Annotated in this window: 21 protein-coding genes; 6 read left to right on the top strand and 15 right to left on the bottom strand. The window is 47.2% G+C overall.

Annotated elements, in window-relative coordinates:
* Window position 1 precedes the first annotated feature (1 nt).
* A complete protein-coding gene (locus ACZ5DR_RS08855; protein WP_377368456.1) occupies window positions 2-775 on the bottom strand; it encodes a TatD family hydrolase in 774 nt (257 codons plus the stop codon).
* Between the two features lie 100 nt (window positions 776-875).
* Window positions 876-2432, bottom strand: a complete 1557-nt coding sequence (locus ACZ5DR_RS08850) for a phosphoenolpyruvate carboxykinase (RefSeq protein WP_377368458.1) — start codon at window positions 2430-2432, stop codon at window positions 876-878.
* A gap of 500 nt (window positions 2433-2932) precedes the next feature.
* On the opposite strand from ACZ5DR_RS08850, the gene gndA reads away from it, so the two are divergent.
* Entirely contained in the window at window positions 2933-4459 is a 1527-nt protein-coding gene (gene gndA, locus ACZ5DR_RS08845) for an NADP-dependent phosphogluconate dehydrogenase (RefSeq protein WP_377368460.1), read from the top strand.
* Window positions 4460-4572: 113 nt separating this feature from the next.
* On the opposite strand, the gene ACZ5DR_RS08840 is transcribed toward gndA, so the two are convergent.
* The 5 genes from ACZ5DR_RS08840 to ACZ5DR_RS08820 all read right to left on the bottom strand — a co-directional run bounded on the left by ACZ5DR_RS08840 (window position 4573) and on the right by ACZ5DR_RS08820 (window position 9573).
* Entirely contained in the window at window positions 4573-5604 is a 1032-nt protein-coding gene (locus ACZ5DR_RS08840; RefSeq protein WP_377368462.1) for a fimbrial protein, read from the bottom strand.
* Window positions 5595-6383: a fimbria/pilus outer membrane usher protein gene (locus ACZ5DR_RS08835; RefSeq protein ID WP_377368464.1), complete on the bottom strand. Its 789-nt coding sequence runs from the start codon at window positions 6381-6383 to the stop codon at window positions 5595-5597. The genes ACZ5DR_RS08840 and ACZ5DR_RS08835 overlap by 10 nt, the downstream gene beginning before the upstream one ends.
* Before the next feature lie 4 nt (window positions 6384-6387).
* Window positions 6388-8175, bottom strand: coding sequence for a fimbria/pilus outer membrane usher protein (locus ACZ5DR_RS08830; RefSeq protein ID WP_377368466.1), 1788 nt, complete (start codon window positions 8173-8175; stop codon window positions 6388-6390).
* 59 nt (window positions 8176-8234) lie between these two features.
* Window positions 8235-8951 carry a fimbrial biogenesis chaperone gene (locus ACZ5DR_RS08825; protein ID WP_377368468.1) on the bottom strand — a complete coding sequence of 239 codons (717 nt, stop codon included), beginning with the start codon at window positions 8949-8951 and terminating at the stop codon, window positions 8235-8237.
* An 82-nt stretch (window positions 8952-9033) separates the two neighbouring features.
* Window positions 9034-9573, bottom strand: coding sequence for a fimbrial protein (locus ACZ5DR_RS08820; protein ID WP_377368470.1), 540 nt, complete (start codon window positions 9571-9573; stop codon window positions 9034-9036).
* A gap of 430 nt (window positions 9574-10003) precedes the next feature.
* Between ACZ5DR_RS08820 and ACZ5DR_RS08815 the strand changes: the two genes are divergently transcribed.
* Window positions 10004-10678, top strand: a complete 675-nt coding sequence (locus tag ACZ5DR_RS08815; protein ID WP_377368472.1) for a response regulator transcription factor — start codon at window positions 10004-10006, stop codon at window positions 10676-10678.
* 103 nt (window positions 10679-10781) lie between these two features.
* On the opposite strand, the gene ACZ5DR_RS08810 is transcribed toward ACZ5DR_RS08815, so the two are convergent.
* A complete protein-coding gene (locus tag ACZ5DR_RS08810) occupies window positions 10782-11501 on the bottom strand; it encodes an RNA methyltransferase (protein WP_377368474.1) in 720 nt (239 codons plus the stop codon).
* Between the two features lie 237 nt (window positions 11502-11738).
* On the opposite strand from ACZ5DR_RS08810, the gene ACZ5DR_RS08805 reads away from it, so the two are divergent.
* Window positions 11739-12530: an inositol monophosphatase family protein gene (locus ACZ5DR_RS08805; protein WP_377368476.1), complete on the top strand. Its 792-nt coding sequence runs from the start codon at window positions 11739-11741 to the stop codon at window positions 12528-12530.
* Between the two features lie 75 nt (window positions 12531-12605).
* Here the strand turns inward: ACZ5DR_RS08805 and galU are convergent, their stop codons facing one another.
* From galU to ACZ5DR_RS08770, 7 genes are all read right to left on the bottom strand, one after another.
* The gene (galU, locus tag ACZ5DR_RS08800) at window positions 12606-13433 is read right to left on the bottom strand and encodes a UTP--glucose-1-phosphate uridylyltransferase GalU (protein ID WP_377368478.1); all 828 of its coding nucleotides are present in this window, start codon (window positions 13431-13433) and stop codon (window positions 12606-12608) included.
* A 393-nt stretch (window positions 13434-13826) separates the two neighbouring features.
* Window positions 13827-15113: an MFS transporter gene (locus ACZ5DR_RS08795; protein ID WP_377368480.1), complete on the bottom strand. Its 1287-nt coding sequence runs from the start codon at window positions 15111-15113 to the stop codon at window positions 13827-13829.
* Between the two features lie 312 nt (window positions 15114-15425).
* The gene (gene argE, locus ACZ5DR_RS08790; RefSeq protein ID WP_377368482.1) at window positions 15426-16607 is read right to left on the bottom strand and encodes an acetylornithine deacetylase; all 1182 of its coding nucleotides are present in this window, start codon (window positions 16605-16607) and stop codon (window positions 15426-15428) included.
* Window positions 16607-17281: a DUF1028 domain-containing protein gene (locus ACZ5DR_RS08785; protein ID WP_377368484.1), complete on the bottom strand. Its 675-nt coding sequence runs from the start codon at window positions 17279-17281 to the stop codon at window positions 16607-16609. The genes argE and ACZ5DR_RS08785 overlap by 1 nt, the downstream gene beginning before the upstream one ends.
* Window positions 17282-17294: 13 nt before the next feature.
* Window positions 17295-17711 carry a RidA family protein gene (locus ACZ5DR_RS08780; protein ID WP_377368486.1) on the bottom strand — a complete coding sequence of 139 codons (417 nt, stop codon included), beginning with the start codon at window positions 17709-17711 and terminating at the stop codon, window positions 17295-17297.
* Window positions 17712-17722: 11 nt separating this feature from the next.
* Complete coding sequence (locus tag ACZ5DR_RS08775; RefSeq protein ID WP_377368488.1) at window positions 17723-18991, bottom strand: flavin-containing monooxygenase; 1269 nt, start codon at window positions 18989-18991, stop codon at window positions 17723-17725.
* 167 nt (window positions 18992-19158) lie between these two features.
* Entirely contained in the window at window positions 19159-20079 is a 921-nt protein-coding gene (locus tag ACZ5DR_RS08770) for a LysR family transcriptional regulator (RefSeq protein WP_377368490.1), read from the bottom strand.
* 423 nt (window positions 20080-20502) lie between these two features.
* Here ACZ5DR_RS08770 and ACZ5DR_RS08765 point away from each other — a divergent pair, with 423 nt between their 5' ends.
* The 3 genes from ACZ5DR_RS08765 to ACZ5DR_RS08755 are packed head-to-tail and all read left to right on the top strand — an operon-like array spanning window position 20503 to window position 23794.
* The gene (locus ACZ5DR_RS08765) at window positions 20503-22023 is read left to right on the top strand and encodes an amino acid ABC transporter permease/ATP-binding protein (protein ID WP_377368492.1); all 1521 of its coding nucleotides are present in this window, start codon (window positions 20503-20505) and stop codon (window positions 22021-22023) included.
* Between the two features lie 30 nt (window positions 22024-22053).
* Entirely contained in the window at window positions 22054-22926 is an 873-nt protein-coding gene (locus tag ACZ5DR_RS08760; RefSeq protein WP_377368494.1) for a phytanoyl-CoA dioxygenase family protein, read from the top strand.
* A 28-nt stretch (window positions 22927-22954) separates the two neighbouring features.
* Window positions 22955-23794, top strand: a complete 840-nt coding sequence (locus ACZ5DR_RS08755; protein ID WP_377368496.1) for an ABC transporter substrate-binding protein — start codon at window positions 22955-22957, stop codon at window positions 23792-23794.
* The last annotated feature ends 44 nt before the right edge of the window (window positions 23795-23838 follow it).

Raw genomic sequence — 23838 nt, 5'->3', positions numbered from 1 at the left:
TTTAAACCTCGTGCCAGTTCGGCAGCACACGTTGTAAATTTGCGCGGGTATTTTGCGCAAGTTGAGTCAAGGATTGCCCACGTATCTTTGCGACACTCTCAGCAACCAGTAATACTTTTTCCGGTGTATTTCTTTGCCCTTGATATCCATATAGGGGCATATCAGGAGAGTCCGTCTCCAACACAAAATCCGCGTCCGACAGAGCAGCCAGAACACGTTGAGCCTTTTGAGCTCGAGGGTAAGTCACTGTACCGCCAATACCGAGCACAAAACCCAAGTCAATAAACTGCTTGGCCTGCTGCAAGCTGCCATTAAAGGCATGAACGATACCGCCATGTTGGAAGTTTAATTGACGAATAACCTTTAGCAAGTCATCTTCGCTTTTACGAGCATGAAGAATGATAGGCAAACCTAAACCCTTAGCCAGACATAATTGTTCATAATAAATACGCTGCTGTAGCCCATAGTCAGGCATACCTTGCCATTTATCTAAACCAATTTCTCCCACTGCAACCACAGCAGGGTGTGCCAGCGCTAATTCCAGCTCATCCCGGTACTCACCAAGCCCATCCTTTAAAAAATATGGGTGCAAGCCAAGAGCAATCCGGATTTGCGGATAACGATTTGATAGCTCAATCACATTTGCCCAAGATGCTTGGGTCGTACTAGGCACTAAAAACGAGTCTACGCCCACCTTATGACAATCATTCAAAAGTGTCGATAAATCTGGCTTAAAGCACTGAAAATCAAGGTGGCAATGACTGTCTGTAAACATGCAGAAAGATTACATGAACAAACACCAAGTCTCTAGACGGTAACCGGAAGGGAATGTAAAAAAGCCGCGCAGAATGCACGGCTTTCTTGTAAAGATAGGCTTAAAGCTTTGGACCTGCATCCACAATGCTTTGAGAAACCGTTTCAAACTTCTTAAAGTTCTCAACGAACTGAGTAATCAAGCCTTTAGCTTGCTCATCGTAGGCTGCTTTATCAGCCCAAGTATCACGAGGATTCAGTAGAACGCTATCCACCCCGGCAACAGATGTAGGAATGTCTACGTTCAATTGATCCAGGTGAACAGTTTCTGTGTCAGCCAAAGCGCCAGACTGAATCGCAGCAATCACAGCACGAGTGGTTGGGATACTGAAACGCTTACCACCTTTACCATGGGCACCACCAGTCCAGCCCGTGTTGACTAGGTAAACCTTGCTACCAAACTCCTCAATACGTTTAATCAACAGATCCGCGTACACGTCTGCAGAACGTGGGAAGAATGGCGCACCAAAACAAGTAGAGAAAGTAGACTTAATACCAGATCCTGCACCCATTTCTGTAGAGCCAACCAAAGCCGTGTAACCACTTAGGAAGTGGTAAGCCGCTGCTTCTTTAGACAATACAGATACTGGAGGCAATACACCTGTTAGGTCACATGTTAGGAAGATAACAGCCTTAGGCTCACCCGCACGGTTTTCTTCAGCACGCTTGTCGATATGAAGACGTGGGTAACCAGCACGACCGTTTTGCGTCAAAGAAGTATCAGTGTAATCCGCAGAACGAGTTTCTTCGTCTAGGACAACGTTTTCCAAAATGGTGCCAAATTTAATGGCTTTCCAAATCACAGGCTCGTTCTTTTCAGACAAATCGATGGTCTTAGCGTAACAGCCACCTTCGATGTTAAATACTGTGTCTTTACCCCAACCGTGCTCATCATCACCGATCAAGAAACGAGACTCGTCAGCAGACAAGGTAGTTTTACCTGTACCAGACAGACCGAAAAACAAGGTAACGTCCCCATCAGCACCAACGTTTGCCGCACAGTGCATTGGCAACACATCGTAAGCCGGCAACAAGTAGTTTTGCACAGAGAACATAGCTTTCTTCATTTCACCAGCGTAACGCATGCCAGCGATTAGAACTTTGCGCTCTTTGAAGTTCAAAATCACACAACCGTCAGAGTTAGTGCCATCACGCTCAGGCTGACACTCAAACGTTGGCACATTCAAAATTTGCCACTCACCCTTAGAAGCAGGGTTGTAAGTTTCAGGGTTGATAAATAGGTTACGGCCAAACAGATGCTGCCAAGCGGTTTCAGTACGCATCTGAACAGGGATGTAATAGTCATCACCTGCCCCCACATGAACATCTGACAAGTACGATTTCTTTTCATCCAGATATGCTTCAACGCGATCCCATAGCGGTGCAAACTTCTCTTCTGGGAATGGGCGGTTAACAGGGCCCCAGTGAATCGTATCTTTGGTTGTCTCTTCTTCAACGATAAAGCGATCCATTGGAGAACGACCTGTACGAGCACCTGTTTTCACTACAAGCGCGCCAGTATCAGCTAAAACGCCTTCACCGTCAGCAATGGCAAATTCCACAAGCTGGGCAGTATTAAGGTTACGTAGAATGGTTTGGTCGTTTGTTCTGGTGTTCATCTTGCTATGGTCCTCTGAACAAAAAGAAAAAATGTTCTTGTCAGTTAGTAATTGGGGGATGAATACATAGTAACAAAACAATCTAAAAAAAAATATTGATATAACAAAGTGTTATTTTATTTCATATAGATGACTGAAAGACAAACCATTAAGTGCTTGTTTTTAAATGAATTGATAGAAATTACTGCAAATAGGAGGATAAAAGTTGATCAGAATGAAACACCCCATATTGAAATTAAATTACATTTCTGTAGTTTAATAACTTCTATGAAGCGCCCAAGACGAGAGGACATAAAGGATAACTATCGTTAAAGCCAATATATTATTGCGTAATTGTGGGTCGAAATTGTCGTCATACTCGTCTAAAATCCCCATCACAATAATAAATTTCATAATAGTTAAACTTTTACCTCTCCCAATCGGCAGGCTAACTGTGCCTGCTTCGTGGTAGGATTCTTTCTAACCTTCCCCCTGTTTTCAACAAAGGTAGACCTTAAGCTATGCAAAACGTGAATCAGAGCTGCAACATCGGATTCGTTGGACTTGGTGTCATGGGCAAAAACCTTGCTCTTAACCTAGCTGACCATGGTTATCGCGTTGCAGGTTTTGATCTCGATACAGACAAAGTTCAGGACGTTCTAGATACTGAAGCAAAAGAACGCCCAGATTCTGTCCAAGACGCGAGAATCATTGGTTGTGACAACTTAAAGCAAATGCTCGACATGCTGGTGACGCCACGTGTTGTGGTAGTGCTTGTCCCTGCTGGCGCACCTGTTGACGCTGTTTGCAAAAACCTAATTGATGCAGGACTAGAGCCTGATGACATCGTTGTGGATTGTGGCAACAGCCAATGGACTGACACCATTCGCCGTGAAAGTGAATACAAAGAAAAATTCAAATTCTTTGGCACCGCCGTATCTGGTGGCGAAGTCGGAGCACGCTTTGGTCCATCATTGATGCCTGGTGGTGATGCAGACTCTTGGAAATACCTACAACCAATGTGGGAAGCCGTTGCTGCGAAAGTTGACGAAAACGGCAAACCAATCGAGACACGCACTCCAGGTCAACCAGTAACAGAGGGTGAACCTTGTACTGCCTACCTAGGACCTAATGGCGCAGGTCATTATGTCAAAATGGTTCATAACGGAATCGAATACGCTGACATGCAGCTGATTTGTGAAGCCTACCACCTGCTTCGCTCACTTCTTGGCTACGAGCCAGAAGAAATCGGCAAGCTGTTCGAGAAGTGGAATCAAGGCATCCTAAACAGCTACCTTGTTGAAATCACAGCTGACATCCTCCAGCAGTATGACGCCAAAACTGGTGCGCCACTGGTAGACATGATCCTAGACAGCGCAGGTCAAAAAGGTACTGGTCGTTGGACCTCTATCAGCGCCACACAAATGGGTGTACCGGCTGGCATCATAAGTGAATCAGTCTACGCACGCGCTCTAAGTACCTTAACTGCAGAGCGTGAAAAAGCAGCAAGCTTCCTAACTGCCGACATCGATACCGCTGAAATCGACGCAGAAGCCGTTGAACAAGCCATCGAAAACGCCCTGTACTGTGCCAAAATCTGTGCTTACGCCCAAGGTTTCCAGCTGATGCGTGCGGCACAAAAAGAATACGACTGGACGTTAAACTTCACCGGCGTTGCTAAGATTTGGCGTGGCGGCTGTATCATCCGCGCATCTTTCCTTCAGAAAATCGCCGATGCATTTGAGAAGAACCACGACCTAGAGAACCTATTGCTGGACGAATACTTCGCAACTGCCATGGCAGAAAAGCAAAAAGGCCTTCGTGAAGCCGTTGTGTTAGCTGCCCAATCAGGCATCCCAACACCTTCCTTCTACTCTGCCTTGGCCTACTTCGACGGCTACCGCTCTGAAGTATTGCCAGCCAACTTGCTACAAGCCCAGCGTGATTACTTCGGTGCCCACACTTACGAGCGTGTCGATGCTGAGCCAGGTGAGAAGTTCCACACTCATTGGCAACAAGATGGTCGTCCAGAGACGAAAATGAAGTAAACCTCTGAACCAACTAATAAAAAACCCGCTTTTAAGCGGGTTTTTTATTCACATATCCTTTGGATACGAACACAGTCATTGTCACAAAAGGTGCGCGGGACCGAGTTATCTACTTATGGGTATTCAATCGTAAATGTCGCATAACCATTGGCAACCCCCGCTCCCACACGACCGGATTCAGTTTGCACGTAACGGGCACGAAGAGGCAGGACTAAATCACTAGAGTCTGTTTGGGCACTACCTAGATTGATACCCTGGTTAAAATGTATTTCCTTCTCAGCACTTCCATCACGCTGCACAATCTGAATACCGACCCCCGTTGCGCTATCAGCCACGTTATTTAATTTTAGTACCCCTGGCATGTTTGAAGCGTCTTGCTCAGCGTCTATGCGAATGTTTACCTTATAGGAGTCGATCGTACCGCCTTGGCAAGTTAAACGGATTTCAAAATCACGCCCCCCAACATAAGAGCCAACGCCATTGAAATCGATATTGGCCACATCACCAAAGTCCACTGCGATATTGCGACTGCCAGCCTCTACCTCACAGCTAGGACTGATAACGGTCGCCCCAGTCCCAAAAAATGATGAAGTCAGCATTGGAATATTTGGACTGCCATCATAGTGATAACTTGTGAAACGTCCATTAGGCACAATCCGCCCTGAGCCGGGGTTTTCCGATGTTTTAATCAACTGAACCACAAATTGCCCTGATGTTACGTGCTTCCTAGAGAACCCCCCAATGTCATTTGGATTAATGGGACGTGTACCAGGGAAGTAAGCGTCTATGCTCGTACGTCGAAACGCTCGAACCCCTATTCCTTCCACATCCGTAGAGTAAACATTATCAAAACCTGGCACAGCCACTTGCTGTGCCGCATTGATAAAACGGTACAACCTCGAGCCACCCGAATCATCACAATATAAATCATAACCACTACTACGATTAATCGGTTCAATCACCTCCTTAATCACACCACCAACCGGAGTATTGGGAAGAACAACGACTTGCCCAAGGTCCATGGCGATATCCTGCCAGACAAAATCATCATCGTAGAGCTCACAAGCTGCGCTGGCCTGCTGAACACATAAGGCCGTGCAAAAAGCAACCAAAGCTTGATTCTTACGAGCTAACATCAACGGCATAAAGCCTCCAATTGTATAAATCCTCTCTGTGACGCATCGGCATCTGATGGCACTTGATAATCCACATAACAATGTTGATCAGCGTGGCTTCCCCATTCCACTAACAATCGACCTTGCATTTGCTCGCTACGCACATAGAGACGATGCCCTTGACTGACCATCCCCACAAGTTGGCCTTGTTCATCCTTAATTTGAGCGCCAAAGGGCAAGCCATACTCATCGGCATTACGGATTTGGATTAATAATGCATTGCCTTTGCGGGTTTCATATCGAAGGTGGCTGATTGCCCCTGCATAAGGAGCTATTACTTGACTGGTGCTTTCAAGCTCAACATCATGGGCCATTCCCCGAGGGTCTAGGCTGATGGTATTAAGTCGGTAAGGTGAAACATACGGCACGACCGCATAGCCATCACGGTTTACCCGTGCACCGGAAGAATTCGACACCAGTGCATTTTCAGCCCCAGGGGCTTCCACTAGCACCATGGTGTCCCCACGTTGTGGGGCGAGAGTCACACCACCAGAATGCAATACCACACTACCGTTTGCCCCTACCGACACTTGTTGGTAGTCAGAGGTATGGCTATAGGTAGCATTCAATGCTGAATAACGGCTGCGATAGCCTAAATTACCAGACACACTGGATCCGCTTGACTGAGAGTCCGATAGAGCTACCCCGTAACTCAGATCATTGTTCTCCCCCGCTGAGCCATTAATGCCCACGCGAGCATTCTCGTAACCTCCGTGTTCACGAGCGCCAAAATCAAGCTGCATGGACATCGGACTACTGCCCCCCCCCCAATGGAGTACTAAATGACAGTAAATACTGGTTATCAGAGCGACCAGATCCACTGGTATGCATAACAGAAAAGCCCATGTTGACTGAGCCTAAAGCATTGTTATAACCCACTTGATATTGCTTCGCAGTACCGCTTCTGTTGTAAAAATCCCGTTTCGACCCTGTTATGTATAAATTGCCAAAACGATCACCTAACGATTGATTCAGGGTTAATTGAAGCTGGCTTTTTTGACGACCTTGAGCAATAGGGTTTATACCTCTGGATTCAAGGTCACGACTGTATACGGCATCACGTAAGCTATAAAAACCTTCGGTTGAGTAACGGTAAGCCGCTAAGGTCAGGTTGGTTTCAGTCGCATCGAGCAATTTACTGTAACCCAATCGCACACTGTTCCCTGTATGATGACCATAATCTCCGAGGTCTGTACGTGCCAAGGTAAAATCCATAGACACAGCACCAATTGGGGTGGACAGGGCACCACCAAATAGCAATGACATATAGCCTTCACTCATTTCACTGCCACTAAACATGGTGACCTGATTATTCACGCCCCGTTGATAAGTCCCCTGTAATAGCCAAGGCTCATCACTCACTTGAAGGCCACGGACCTGCCCAGCTGTCAGGGAATACCGGGATACCCCCTCCCTCAGCATTTGCGGCACAGAGCTAAACGGCACCTTGAATTCACTTCGCCGACCATCTACTTCAATGATACTGACATCCAAATCCCCGCCGTAACCCGTGGCGTATAAATCATCAATGACAAAGCTACCTGGGGAAACGGTTGTTGAATAGATAAGCAGGTCGTTCTGTCGCACTTCAACGCGAGCATTGGTTTGGGCAATACCTCGAACAACCGGAGCATAGCCCCGCAGAGAGTCAGGTTGCATACGATCATCTGTGGTCAGGTTAACACCACGATAGCCAATTGAATCGAACAGCCCACCGCCAGTAAACGCTTCACCAATGGTCAACATGCCTTCTAATTCTGGAAGGCCACGTTGAGCATAGGTAGCGATACCTTGCCATTCAGAACCCCCGTCTTTGTCATCACTCCAAGTGAAGTTAGAGTCATGACGAAACTGCCAACCTGCGAAATTGAAGCCGGTATTCAACCCTAAATAACTGTTACTCCGGCTTTGCCCCCCTGCCATGCGACTCTTACTAGCAGTTGAGCTAGCACTGTAACCAATAAAACCCGCATCGATACCGCGGTCCCACAACATAGGACTGACATAACCACGCGCTTCACGACGCATAAATGCTTGGGGAATACTGATGTCATAGCGCAAATTACCACTGTCGTAGACACCAAAGGCACTGCTTATTCGTTGCTGCAATGGCATACAACTGAGAGCATCAGAAGATGATGAAGGCATGGAGGCTTGTACTGCTTCGCTGTCCACCCCCATTTCGATTAACATGGGCAAAGTCACACAAGCATCAACACGCCCCTGGGCATCACCTTTAAAATGCAAATTGCGACGTCCCTGCCAAGCCCCATTGAGGTAGACATCGACCATATAGGTACCTGCCAACACAGGATTTCCATGCTCAAAAGCAGTTAAGTCAATACTTTTGGCTTGGCCAGACAGAAAGCTTGAGTCAAACTGCACTTGTTTCGGGGCACGGGCCACTTCCACATCTACTTTCGATGGAAGTCGACCATTAGAATCGGAATTGTCAGAAGAGGCATGTATCAAGTTAGTAAAGGTCAATCCATTGACCAACAAACAAATCATCAACTGACTCGACTTAAGATGGCAATCCATGCCTACTCCCTCTCTCGTTTACTTCTCATACTTCCCTGATAACAGTATTACGGTGTGGCTCAACTATCTAAACGAGTCTCATGTTGAACCCGGCCGCCATAGTCATTCACGGTAATGAAGCGCAACCGCTCTGCAGATCTGGGAACAACAAACTCCATAGTTTGTTTTGGCGCGATCATTAGCCCTTTGTCGTCAAGGATGACCTCACTCTGATCTGTTAAAGCTCGAATTTCAGTGAACGATATGTGGTAGTCACTGGGGTTTTCTACTTGCAAGCGATCATCCACTAGCCGCCAACGCAGTAATGCTGGGGCATTATTGGCATTCCCCGATAAGCCCTTCGGTCTGTAAAAGAGCTTGAGACGCGAACGAAACGCGACCTGCAAGTAATTCTCACTGCCTGTAGCTGATTCGGGCGATGGCGGCACCTCTAGCACATTGAGCCAGAACACCGACTCTTGATCAGAGGGCAACGAGGTTCCGGTAAATAGGATTCGTAGAGTCTGACTCCGCCCCGACTCAACGCGACTAACCGGAGGGGTAAGAAAGAATGGCGCATCACTGTTATCCGCTGTTTGATTCACATCGCCATCATCCACCCAAGCCTGTACCAATGAAGGAGAGTCTCCAAGATTATCCAGCTTTACCGTCACTTCTCGGGACTCTGCTGGATAAATAATTCGAGTGCCATTCACCACAACACTGGCGAAAACTTTTTGGCAAAAAAGAAGCGTGAGCACTGACAACAAGAGCACTCTTAAGAGCGATACGTTCATTGATAAACCTAGAATGGTAAGTATTAGGTGAAGCAATGCGTTGACTAGCAAAAGCGCCAATCAACGCATTAAAGACGTTAAATCAATTGTAGATTACGGTGTACTTGATACTACTGGCGACATCACCAGGAGTGGCAGCACCTGTTGCGTAATACTCAGCGTAGTAGTTAAGGGTGGCGCTGCCATCCTCTCCCACAGTAACCCATTGGGAATTATCCTGAGCAACATCCACCCCAGCAGCTTTAATTGGCAAGAACTGGCTATTGTCTCCTAACAACTGCAATTGCACATTGCTGGCTGCGTCAGTGGACGCTTGGTTATTCAAACGACCCGTTTCAAAGTCAACCGTAGCGCCAGGCTCAAAGTAAGTTGCCACACTACCAGAGCTGCAATCACTAAGATTAATTGAAAAAGGCGTACGACCAGCAACGGCTCCAGCACTTGCTAGAGAATTCATAGACATTGTCGGAAGGTTAACCGCAAAATCACCACCACCTGGTGTTGAGATGGTGCACGTCTTATCGGTTATTTGGCCAGAAAACGTAATGGTGCCATCACTGGCCTGGGCAGTCATCGAAGCAGCCGCCAAAACTAAGACCGCAGTAAGTTTACTCTTATTCATTTGCTCACATATCCTATCAACTAGATAACGTTATGGCGCAAGTAAGGGGAAAAGCATGAGGGGGGGCTAGTACATCCTACTTGTACATAGGCCACAGACAGCTTGAGAAAAGCGCTGCAACCTCAAGCGCTAATCTATTAAGAATGGCAGCAGAAAAATATAGGACTGTTCTTAAATTGCCATTAGCAGACCTTATAGACAAGGTGCTTTTGCAAGCCAAGCTTGAAGACGAATCAGCCCATTTCCACGAGAGCCCAGCCCTTTATTGAGCGATTTTGTACGAGTAAAACCAGAATTGGTGGGCTATTTTGTTATTGTGCTCACAAATGACGTTTGATTAATGTAGTAGCTATTTTAAGCTACCCTGGAGCTTCTAATCTTATGAAAAGCCTCTTGGGTCTCACTCCTGCCATCATTACAGCTGAACACCATGAAGCCTATACGTGTTGCGTTACTTGACGACCATGAAGTTGTTCGTCAGGGCCTAATCCATTACCTTAATAAGTTCCCAGATATAGAGATTGTTGGTGATTTTGAGAGCAGCCACGAGTTGATGCAGGCAGCGGGTAGCACCTCCATTGACGTCTTGCTGTTGGATTTTGTTCTGGGTCATAAAGAGCTTGATGGTGTATCACTTATTCGCTCTTTTCGAACACGTTTCCCAAATTGTCGAATATTGGTTCTTTCTGCCCATGACACTCTTGCTAACGTATCACTGATACTCAGAGTGGGAGCTCACGGTTTTATCAGTAAAAACGAAGGTCTCTCAAACTTCCCAAAAGCGATTCGACAAGTGGCCTCTAACGTCACGTATTTGAGCTCGGAAATGTCTTACAAACTGTCTGAGACGAATTACAAAAACAAACTCTCTTCAAAAGGATCCTACGACAATGCTCATCCGTTACTGTCGACCTTGTCTGCCCGTGAGCAGGAGGTGATACGCTGCTTTTTGACTGGAATGACCATATCTGAAATTGCTGCAAAATTTAATCGTAGCGTCAAAACTATCAGCACCCAGAAAAACAGTGCCTTTCGCAAGCTTGGAGTATCCTCTAATAATGGCTTATTCAAAGTCATGAAAAGAGCCAAGCAAGTTAAGCCATAAAGCTCAACGACCTGATTTCACTAGCAGGTCGATATCAGGCCTTAGGCTTAACTTACAAGGATCATTTTCGTTCAGTCAGGGGCATGCCCCCAAACATAAAAGATTACTTTGCTTGGCGCTCAATCGACGTCAACATGCCACGTAGCATCCCCACTTCTTGCTGGTCCAGCTTGGAGCGCTGAAACAAGCGACGAAAGCGAGTCATGACTTGACGCGGGGCTTTAGGATCTAAGAATTCAATATCACCCAGCACTTTTTCTAAATGGTCCAATAGGAAGTCCACCTGCTCTGACGTGGCAGCGGGCACATCCCATTTACTCTTCACAATGGGCGCGTCTTTTAAGCTCAGCTCCTGCATACGTAATTCATAAGCAATAACCTGTACTGCCGCTGCCAAGTTTAGCGAGCTAAAGCCTTCGACGGATGGGATATGCACATGGTAATGACAGCGCTGCAACTCTTCATTAGTTAACCCACGATCTTCACGACCAAACACAAAAGCCGTATTAAGAGACTCTTCAAACACAAGATTTGCCGCTTGGCGAGGATCCACCAAAGGCCATGGAATATGACGCTCGCGAGCACTGGTGCCAATCACCAACTGACACTCTGCAATGGCTTCTTCAAGCGTTGCGACAACCGTGGCATTTTCAAGAATATCCGTCGCTCCAGACGCTCGGCTTGTGGCCTCTTCATGGGGAAAGAGCTTGGGTTCGACCAACACTAAATCGCTCAACCCCATGTTTTTCATAGCACGCGCGGCACCGCCAATATTGCCCGGATGGGAGGTATTTACTAAGACGATTTTAACGTTTTGTTGCATAAGATGAGTTACACCTAAATTCTGTCAGTCGAAAAAGGGTATGGTATCAAAGAATTTTAGGTTGCGTGTATTTTGAACAGAATTTAACCATTTTTTAACTGGATAAGCCGCACTAATTCCGCTAGAATTCGCGCCCATAATATGCGGCCAAAAGCCCATTTCGCTCTTTAACACTTTAACTGCAACTTCCTGCCTTATCAGGCAGAGGCTGCCCTATTGGTTCAACATTGGTATCTTATGCAACCTCGAATTAACGTCGCTATGAAAGCAGCGCGTACTGCTGCCGACTTCATCATCCACGCTCAAGAAAAATTCTTGTTCGACAAAGAACAAGGTCAAAGTGCAACAGAAGTGTACAACAACGTTTGTACTGGCGCGGAAAAGACTATCGTTCACCATTTGGCAAAAGCCTACCCAGCTGACACCATCACCACACGTCTACAAGGCACAGTACAAGAAGGTACTGAAGGTGAGTGGATTGTTGACGCTATCCAAGGGCAACACTTGTTCTCACGAGGGCTATCTGGCTACGTGATCACAATGAGCTATGTGGTTGCAGGTAAAGTGGAACACGCCGTTGTCCTAAATCCGACAACCCGTGACGAATTCTACGCCAGCAAAGGTCGTGGCGCTTACCTAAATAACTCTCGCATCCGTACTGGTGCTGCCCGTTCTCTAGAGGGCACAACACTAGGCTCTCAGTTCCCAGGCACTGAAACCACTATCGATTACGCAACAGGCCAATTCGCAGCCCTTAACGAACTCGCAATGAAAGGTGCCCGTGCGGTACTTCACGATGCGCCAGCATTAATGCTTGCCAACGTTGCTGCAGGTCGCCTAGATGCTGCATGGGGTCTAGAATTACGTGAGTGGGAAGTACAAGCACCTTTGTTCATTGCCAAAGAAGCAGGTTGCCTGTTTGCTGGTTTTGATGGGTCACCAAACTACGAAAGCGGGAACGTTTTGTGTGCGAACCCACGTCTATTCAAGTCTTTGTTACCATTATTAAACAAGCACTTGAACAAATAAAATGCCCTAAGCATTTGAAAAACATAAAAAAGCCAGCAAAATCTGCTGGCTTTTTCGTACACAACAAGCTACCAATTAAGCTTTGTAGAAGTTTTCAAAGCAGTAGTTAGTGGCATCAACGAAACCTTCAACACTACCACAGTCAAAACGACGTCCCTTGAATTTGTAAGCCAAGACACAACCTTCTTTCGCTTGGCGCAAGATAGCATCCGTGATTTGAACTTCGCCATTAGCACCTGGGGGTGTTTCACGGATTTTGTCAAAAATATCTGGGGTCAAAATGTAACGACCAATGATCGCCAAGTTAGACGGTGCATCTTCTTTCTTAGGCTTCTCCACCATGTCCGTCACGCGGAACAAGCCTTCCATCATGGAATCACCAGCGATCACACCGTATTTATGTACTTCTTCTTCTGGCACTTCTTGAATGGCCACGATAGAACAACGGAACTGTTTGTACAGTTTTACCATTTGCGCCATCACACTCTCGCCGTCTTCACCGATGCATAAATCATCCGCCAACACGACACCAAAAGCTTCATCACCAATCAACGGCTCACCAGTTAAGATGGCATGGCCCAAGCCCAGCATGTTGTGCTGACGAGTGAATGAGAAGTTAACGTTATCAATCAAGCCACGAATACCCTCTAGGTACTCTTCTTTTGCTGTACCAGCAATTTGATGCTCAAGCTCGTAGCTGATATCGAAATGGTCTGCAATAGCACGCTTACCTCGACCTGTAACAAAGGTAACATTGTCCAATCCCGCTTCTACCGCTTCCTCAACACCGTACTGCACCAACGGCTTATTCACGACAGGTAGCATTTCTTTAGGCATAGACTTAGTAGCAGGCAAAAAGCGCGTTCCATAGCCAGCAACAGGGAACAAACATTTACGAATCATAATTTTTCCTTTTAGAACCGATGCGTTGGTCGCCAAAAAATAAAGCACGGCAGACCACTTAAGAATAACATTGATCAAGTGACATTTTGAATCACCCGAACGCAAACCAATAAAACCCTTTTCATTGATTTGTAGCGACTTTCGATTTTAACGTCTTTACTCAAGCACATTACATGCCAGTTACATCACATACAACATGAGCCCTAACCGCAACTCATTTCGCTAAACCTTTCATCAAAATAGTAACCTAGCACGCCAATGAGGTGTGCTACCGTTTGGAAAAAAATGCGCAACAAATAGTTTCGCTGATGCGCATTCAGGACATATAGCCCATTTTTAGGAAGGCGCCCCTTACTTTATAAAGACAAGGGGCAAAATAAGAACAGATCGAGATTACAACTTAATCTCAACTTCATTGGATTCTGGCTCTGGGGCAGGTGAACTGGAATCTGCGTCCACCAACATTTCCGCAGCCACAACCGAAGAGACACTCAAGCCCACGTGAACGTGGTCCCCCTGCTCTTCGATAATCATTGGTGGTTTGTTTTGAATGCGGTAAATAGCAAATAGGGCCACCGATAGGTTCATCAGCGCGATAAACATAAATAAAGCATCTATACGGAAAATATCCATCACCGCAGATGCAATTAACGGCCCTAATACCCCTCCGGCACCATTTAAAAGGATCAAGCCACTACTTGCTGATAAGACTTGCTCTGGGCGCAGCTGATCATTCATATGAGAGGAAGAAAGAGCGTACATGGGGAAAGTAAACGCCCCAACAAAGAACATCCCCACCATCATCAAGACAAAGCTTCCATTGGCGTTACCCAAAGGAACGATCATAGCGGTAATCGCGCCTATTATGCCCACCAACAAAATCGTCACACGCCGATCTTGGCGGTCTGACAACATACCAATGGGCCATTGCAATAACATCCCCCCCACATAACTGGCACCAATGAACAAGGAGATTTCAGCAATATTAAGTCCGATAGACTTGGCATACAGAGCCCCTAAGCCCAGCAAGGCGCCAGAGGTCACCCCTGCCACAAAGGCCCCCGTCACCCCTAACGGTGCCGTCTTGATCAAGCCTAGCAAATTGAGCTTTTCTGGTACCTCAATGGTTGGCGATGGCGTTCGCACCAACAGCAAGGGCACCAAAGCCATGGAAATCAGTACCGAGGTAAGGATAAACAAATCGTATCCGCTTGGAGAGGCCGCATTCAGTAAGAACTGGCCTAGGGTTTGGCTGGCCCAGATCTCAATAATATAAATCGAAAATAAACGCCCACGGGTGGTATTACTGGCGATAGCGTTTAACCAGCTCTCGGTCACGATGAACAAGCCTGCGTAACACAAGCCGGTTCCCATACGCATCAACATCCAGAACCAAGGGTCTACCACCACAGACTGCATCAAGATGGTAATAGATGCCAAGGACGCTACCGCCGCAAACACTCGAATATGACCAACGTTTTTCACCCATCTTGGTACCAACAAAGACCCCAAGATAAAGCCCACATAATAGGATGACATAATCAAACCAGTGGCTGTGGTGTTAAACGACTCAATAGAGGCACGAATACCAATCAAAGAGCTTTGCAGTGCACTTGCCATGGTGATGATGGCCACACCAAACAAAAGACTCCAAATTGGCAACAAGGTTTGCTTGAGCATTAATTACGTCCGAATCGGCAAAATGAGTAAGACACGAAACCTAAATAGCGATGCTATAAGGGCTTCATGACAAGAAAAAGTAAAGTGTAGTACGTTAGGAGATATAGATTACAACTTAAACCCTAAAGAGACCTACAGACTTCAAAATTTGCGGCATTCTAACGTAAAAAATAGTGGGGAACTATGGTAAAAATCCGCTTAAATAATGATCTATTTAGGACGACACGACTGCTGAGTGTTATCGTCCATCAGATGACTAACTTCATTAAATAAACAGAAGATTTTTACCTTAAATAATGCGGAATGGCCTACTTAAAGCCCATCAGAAGTATCCAGCCAAGAACAAAGATTTTCCAACATGCGACAGCAGTGTTTTAGTTGGTCGATCTCAACATATTCGTCTGGCTTGTGACCTTGGTCCATACTGCCTGGACCGCACACCATAGTGGCCACACCGGCTTCATCAAACAGCCCACCCTCAGTCCCAAAAGCCACCGTTTGGTAAGACTGACTCTCAGCCCATTGACCCAGCCATTGGGCGAATTCTGACTGTTGATCCGTCAACAGCGGTGGGTAAGCAGAGATCGATTCGAACTGAATGCTAGCCTCTGGGGCAACCGCCTGCATTTTCGGCTCTAGAGTGCCCTTGGCATAATCCGCCAGAGTATTAAAGGTCGCTGCAGCATCCACACCTGGAAGGTAGCGCATCTCCATATCAAATTGACAGAACTCAGGGACGATATTTAGGGCCGCCCCGCCTTTAATCACACCCGTTTGCACTGTGCTGTAAGGGGGATCGAAGCGCTCATCCAGCTGCTTACTGAGGGGCTCCGCTAGGCTGGAGAGCTTACCTATTAACTGTGCCGCGTATTCGATCGCATTCACGCCTTCTGGCGCATAGGCCGAGTGGCATGCCTTACCATGCACTTTACAACGAAGGGCTACTTTTCCTTTGTGCCCATACACAGGCTTCATGGAAGTCGGTTCACCAATGATGCACAGAGCTGGTTTTTCAGGGGATGCCTTAAGGTGATCAATTAGACTTCTAACCCCCAAACAGCCAACTTCTTCATCGTAGGAAAAAGCCAAGTACACCGGCATACGTAGCTCTTTATTGAGAAACATGGGGACTGCCGCAAGCACACAGGCGATGAAGCCTTTCATATCAGTGCTGCCACGACCGTAATATCTTTGATCGTGCTCTGTCAGCTCAAATGCAGGGAAGGTCCAGTTTTGACCATCTACTGGCACCACATCAGTATGCCCAGACAACATAACGCCGCCATCTCCTGCGGGCCCAAAACGAGCGTAGAGATTGGCTTTACTTCCTTCTTCATTGAAGATCAGTTCACTCTCCACCCCCAAGCCTTGCAAGTAATCCCGCACAAACTGAATCAAGGCGAGATTAGACTCTCGGCTGGTGGTATCAAAACTAAGCAGTTTGCTGAGCAGCTCATGCACATCTGCATGAGCTATGCCGGCTTCACCCGTCATTATTCGTCTCCTGGGACGCCATAGCTTGGCGCCTTGCGAGGGTCTAACGCCCGTGTCACATAAGCCAACATTTGCGGCTCATAATCCTGCCAAAGTTTCGCCAGCTCGCCGACAGGGTCCTGGTCAGCCCAATCCACCCTTAGGTCAACCAAAGGCCAAGTGTAGTCGTCAACAACCTTGAGGGCAGCAGAATGCTCTGGACCGGCTTCACCACCACTCTCAACACCAGCAGCTAAAGCAATTAAAAGCCGTGTACTCAACTCCCCAGTGGAGTGCTCAAAGGCTTCAACCATGGCTTCAATGACAGACGTTTCAGACAACATATTGCCCGCCGCCACACAATTTGTGCCAGCTTTCATGTGATGAATACCCAAGGTCTCCGTACCGCTGAAACAAGCAGCTTTGCCTTGGGTGTCAATCACGGTGACTTGGCGATAAGCGCTGAACTTATCTTCAGCCAAGGCGGCTTTTAATGCTTGATCAGAGGTCAGCCCCTTAGCCAAATTCTCTAAGGTTTTCTGCCCTAACGCTGGCAGGGTAATGTTTTGGCTCGAGACCGCACCAACTCCTGCCTGTAGCCAAGGGCAGCGTGCGCCAACGGCAATGCTTGATGAACTGATGGCGATACCTAATTGCCCCGAATCAGGACACATGGCAGTTATTGAAATAGTCATAAATAGTCCCTTCTTATTCAGCGTCTGGAATAACGGCGATCACATCGATCTCCATCAGCCACTGAGGCTGAGCAAGGCCAGCAACGACCAAACCAGTGGAAATCGGATATACGCCCTTCAACCACTTCCCCACTTCACGGTATACCGGCTCACGAAAACGCGGATCGGTAATATAAGTAGTGGTTTTCACAATATGGGATAAGTCACTACCCGCCTCTTCCAGCAGTTGCTTCACGTTTTTCATCGCTTGTTCTGCTTGGGCTTGTGGGTCACCCAAACCCACTAGGTTCCCCTCAAAATCGGTGCCTACTTGGCCACGCACATAGACAGTGTTTCCCGCCACAACCGCTTGGCACAAATCATTGTCCAGGGACTGGTTGGGATAGGTTTCTTTAGTATTGAACATGCGAATACGAGTATGAGTTGGCATGGTAGCAGCTCCTAAACTTCTTGATCTGTGTAATGTTGGTATTGGCGCTGGATCACAATCTGATCGGCGATGTATTTCGCGTCGTGCCAAACACCCCAAATGAAGGTAGAACCGCGACGGGATAACCAAGGTAACCCTAAAAAGTACACGCCCGATGCTTTGGACACACCACGATGATGCTCTGGCTTACCTTGCTCATCAAAGGCATCAATACTGTTTAACCAACCGTAATCTGTGGAGTAGCCCGTGGCCCAAATAATGGTAGTAATCCCCGCTTCCTTTAGGTCAAGCTCTAAGGTTGGTTGAGCCATGCATTCAGGGTCAGGTAAAAGTTGGCGAGCTTCTGGCTCTTCTGGCAAATCTAAGCCATTTTTCGCAATGTAAGCATCAGCTTGGTCCAACAACGAAAGATAGTTAGCATCGCCGCCACGGATATTCGTCGCAAGGTCGTTGGCAAAGCGTACTCGCCCATCAGCAAAGGACTCTGTGCGCCCCACTAGCTTCATGCCTGCTTGCGCCAGCTCTCTAAAATCAATGGTCTTGCCACCTTGTGCGCCACTGACAGCAATCGTTACATGCTCTTTGCCCGGTTCATTTGCAGCCATATCCCAAAGGCCTAACACCCCCAACCACCATACAAAGTCGCGACCTCGATAACTACGAGGCGGACGATCATGGGGCCCAACAGACAAGTAGACATCACGACCAGACTGTAAAAGCTCATCCGCAATTTGCACACCAGACGACCCAGCACCGACCACCATGACGGCACCCTCAGGGAGCTGCTCTGGGTTACGGTAAGACGCAGAATGGATTTGATTTAGACCGGTCTGAACCTTGGGTGCTATGGCAGGAATAATGGGCGTTTGGAATGGGCCTGTGGCCGAGACGATGCGTTGTACATGGTAAGTCCCGTCAGTCGTCTCCACCTCAAAACCACTGACACCTTCGGTCTGTGACACGCTCAACACTTCGACCCCCGTGCGCACAGGTGCTTCGAACTTTTCAGCATAGGCTTCGAAGTAATCCGCTACGCTGTCTTTTTTAACGAAGGCATCAGGATGTGCGTTTGGAAACTCCATTCCAGGAAAACGGTCATGCCAAGCTGGGCCATTGGCGACCAAAGAGTCCCACCGACGAGTGCGCCATGCTTCCGCAATACGGCTTTTTTCTAGGACAAGGTGAGGCACCTGCTGACGAGTCAGGTGCTCGCTCATAGCGATCCCTGCCTGACCCGCTCCTACGATAAGGGTATCGATGTTCTGGATAGTGTGTGTCATGTATACGCGCCTTTATATGCGGATTAAATAGGTTCTCAATAGAGAGTAAAATCAGCTTAGGGCAGCGCATAACCTCAGTAAATTATTATAAATATACGATCTAAATAGAAAAATTATTAACCTAGCACTCTTCTAGCTCAATTTTTATGAAGATGAAATCCCCATATTTAAGCCTTGCCCCCCGTGAAATCCAAGTCCACAGAGCGACAATAATCCATAAACAATTGCGCAGGTTTTGTTGGTTCATTGGTCTTTAAGTGCGCCATGATCAGAGTGGAGCTTTCCATTTCATCTTCAATATCCACATAGGCCAGCGCCTTACCATCGTATGTGGTTTTGCTACATGGGCGCGTCACCAGTACAGAAAAGCCCTGTTCTTGCCCCACCATACAACGCACCATCTCAATGGAAGGCGATGTGTAAGCCACTTCTGGATGCAGCCCCTTTTCGGTGAAGATGCTAAGAAAATAGTTGCGACTCGGAATCACGTCCAATAGCACCATAGGCTCTCGGCTTAACTCCGCTAAAGTAACACTAGGTTTTGTCGCGAGGGGGTGATTGGCTGGCAATAAAGCATAAGGCTTGTGTGGTGCATTAAGGATTTCCTTCTGAATAGAATTATCCAATTCCAAATCGTACAAGAACGCCATATCAAACTGCCCACGGTGTAAGCCCACCATGATTTCGTGCTGCTCCCCATCGCGCATTTGAATTTCGATGTCTGGGTATTGTGCTTTAAAACCTGCAATCAACTTTGGAATGTACAGAGGTGCAACGGACTCGAAGCAGCCTATGGATATTTTTCCGCTGGTGGTTTCACTGTCAGCTAGGGTATTTTGCTCAAACTCATGGGAAAACCTGAGTAGCTCCCTTGCCTTGTTATAAAAGCGACGACCACTGGGTGTCAGAGACACCCCTTGGGCATGATGTCGAATCAATAATTGCTGCCCAAATGAATCTTCTAGATTCTTAATTGCAATCGAAATGGAAGGCTGTGCGATGTGAAGTTTGCGTGACGCTTCAGCAATGCTTTCCGTCTCCACGACCGTCGTAAAATAGTGCAATTGCTTCAACGTAAAATATCTCATACACCACCCCGATTAATTTACAAAATATTGTTTATCATATGAATTGAATAGATTTTTATTTAGCAACCAAAATGCCACCGCCTATTTAAAAGTTTTTAAATAACATTAAGATGCTGATTTATAAGAATAAAATTATTAAGCAGCAAAAAACGTCCTATCCGAGATGCCAATTCATCATCATTTTAATGCTCTAAAACGGGGCATTCTTTTCATTTGTGACAACGCCTTTGTCTACCGCGGTGCATAATTTTTTTATAGGTCTACCCCCAGGTACTAGATAGTTTTTTTAAAACTAGAAACCAAGAAAATACTAATTGCCAGTCTTCCCGATCTGCCTACATAGTGATTGCACAGATTAGGAGTTTTATTGCTATGACAGACAACAACTTCTAATGCATTTTTTGAAAGTAAGGTGGCAAATCTATGATGTTCGATTGGGACTATCTGTTCAGTTTGTTTAGCTTGTCAGACTTCTGGTGGGCAAGCTGGACTGTAATTAAGCTCAGTATTGCAAGCTGGGTGTTAAGTATCATTGTCGGTTTCGTACTCGCGCTCGGTAAGCAATCTAAATATGCCGTGCTCAGTGGTCCCGCAAAATTTTACATCTGGTTATTCAGAAGCTTACCTTTGCTGGTGTTGTTGATCTTTGTCTACAACATGCCTCAGGTCTTCCCAGCCAGCGCCGCTATCTTAGCTGACCCTTTCTGGGCGGGTTTGATTGCCATGGTCATGTGTGAAAGTGCTTACGTGGCAGAGATCCATCGAGGGGGCTTACTTTCCATTCCCAAAGGACAAGGTGAAGCGGCGAGAGCCCTTGGCATTCGCTTTGTGGGAGCCCAATGGCTGGTGGTCATTCCTCAGGCTTTACGGGTTGCTTTGCCGGCGCTGACCAACGAGTACATCTCTATTGTGAAACTGACGTCCCTTGTGTCGGTTGTCTCTCTCACAGAAGTCCTAATGGTGGGACAACGCCTTTACACCCAAAACTTTCTAGTATTAGAAACCATGGCAGCCGTGGCCATTTACTATGTTGCCATTGTCACTGTGTTCGACTTCTTACTTAATCGTTTAGAGAACTACTTGGACGTCACTAAAAACACCAAGACTAAACAACCTTCTGCTGAACTGATCGAACAAGTAAAAAGTGCGCCAGCCCCAGCGGTTTCTCAAGCGCCTAGCTTTGATGGTCCAGCCCTACAAGCCTCTAAGCTTCACAAAGCCTTTAATAATGTTGAAGTACTTGGCTCGGTCAACCTAAGTATCAATTCTGGTGAAGTGGTCTCCGTCATTGGCCCCTCTGGCTCAGGCAAAACCACCCTTATTCGCCTAATGAATGGCTTGGAGCAACTGGACAACGGTGAGATCCATTTGAATGGTCAATCCTTCTTGAAACTGCTGCGCCATGGCCCAGATAAAACCAAGTTTGTCGAGCAATCTAGCCTGCGTCGAAACATTGGCATGGTGTTCCAAAGTTTCAACTTATTCCCACACCTTACCGTGCTGGAAAACCTAATGCTGGCCCCTCGCTACCACAAAATGGGCTCCCGCAAAGAGTTAGAAATGCAGGCCTTCCAGCTTCTCAACAAAGTAGGAATGCTAGAGCACGTTTGGAAGTACCCACACCAGTTATCTGGCGGTCAACAGCAACGTGTTGCCATTGCCCGTGCCTTGATGATGCGTCCTCAAATCATGCTGTTTGACGAACCAACCTCAGCCCTCGACCCAGAGAAGGTAAACGAAGTGCTACAGGTCATCGAGGATCTGGCCCAGGAAGGTATCACTATGGTGATCGTCACTCACGAAATGAATTTCGCCTTTAAAGTCTCTGATCGAGTGGTCTTTATGGAGCAAGGTCGCATCGTATGTGACGACGCCCCAGCGGTACTCAGAGAAGGCAACAACCCAAGAATTGAAGCGTTCCTTAAAGACGTTTCCCTAGCATAACGGCTCAACCGAAACAGATTGGAGTATTTCATGCTTGAACAATGGCAAATAGACCAGTACCACGAACAAGGCTACCTCGTTGTCAATGCAGTATTGACTGACAAAGAAGTCGCAGACTTACAAGCGGACTTTGACGCTTGGGTCGAGGAAAGCCGCTCCCACGATGCACCTTGGGGCGACACCATCGACGGTCGTGCACGCTTTGATATTGAAGAAGACCATACCCCAGAGCACCCGTCTCTGCGCCGCGTCACGTCACCGACCGAGATTTCCGAAGCTTTTAAACGCACGGCGCTGGAATCAAAAGTTGCGCAAATGGCAGGTCAATTAATTGGCGGTCATGGAGCACGCTTGCACCACAGCAAAATCAACTCCAAATTGCCTCACACTGCCACGCAAGTGAAATGGCATCAGGACTTCCCATTTACGCCTCATAGTAATGATGACCTAGTGACCTGCTTGCTGATGATCAGTGATGTGACGCCAGAAAACGGCCCCCTTCAGGTGATCCCAGGTAGCCACAAAGGCACCCTATTTTCACACTGGAACAATGAGCGTTTCACGGGTTATGTGAAGCCAGAAATCGAACAAGAATACTGTCAAAACCCAGTCTCTTGCTACGGTCCATCTGGTTCCGTTTGCTTTATGCACACCCGTCTGCTGCATGCTTCAAGCCCGAATGAAACAGAGTTCCCGCGGACCCTATTTATCAGTGTGTTTGCCGCCGAAGATGCCCTGCCTTTCGGCGAAAACCCACTGCCGAGTCTTCACACTGGCACCCTTGTTTGGGGTAAAGAAAGCGGCGAAATTCGCAGCACTCCCAATACCCTAAAACTGCCACAAAAACCCAAAGGCGCTTCGTTTTTTGTCCAGCAAGCTGGCAAAGACTCAATCGCTGAATAATTAAAATCACACAAAAGGAACCACCAAGATGTTTAAGAATCGTATTGCTCGCTCAACTCTTCGCTCGGTTGCCGTTGGCACAGTGAGCGCCCTACTGGCTGTGTCGTCTATGAGTGCTCTAGCATTCAAAGAAGAAGGCAAAATCATTGCCGGATCTGACATTACCTTCTTCCCATACGAATACATGGACAACAACAAACCCGCTGGCTTCGACATCGAATTTCTAGACGGTCTTGCGAAAGTGATGGGACGTGAAGCGGAAAACATCGATACCCGCTGGGCGAACCTTATCCCAGGTCTGCGTGGTGGTCGTTTTGATATCACCAACTCGTCCATGTACATCACAGCTGACCGCCTAAAAGTCATCGACATGATTCCTTACCTTAAAAGTGGTGTCTCCATCCTTGCGGTAAAAGGCAACGACTACCAGCCTAAAACCCCAGAAGATTTCTGTGGCCACAAAATCGGCTCCATGGCCGGCACCGCTTGGTTGAAAAAGATTCAAACCTTGTCCAAAGAATACTGTGAAGCAAACGGACTAGAGCCCATTGCCATCAGCGAATACCCAACGGACCCACAAACCACTCAAGCCATGCTATCTCGTGCGGTAGAAGCTCAAATCACCGATGCTGCCGTAGCTCGTGGTGTGGTAGATAAACTAGGTAACCGTATCGTTATTTCTTCCGACACCATCATCTACGCTGTTCTAAACGGATTCGGTGTGAGAAAAGGCAACGACGAAGTGAAACAAGCCTTGATTGAAGGTCTAGAGAAATTCAGCAAAACCCCTGAATACGCCGCGCTGCTGAAGAAGTACAACTTCCAAGCGCCAACGGCAGCAGATCTAGAAGAACTGATGCCTAAATAACCCCCCAGCAGTACCCGCGCGCTCACCTTGAGCGCGCATTTTGG

It is taken from the genome of Marinomonas vaga, from assembly GCF_055388305.1.
The sequence above is the reverse complement of the archived record's forward strand: the minus strand, read 5'-3'. Positions and strand labels throughout refer to the sequence as shown.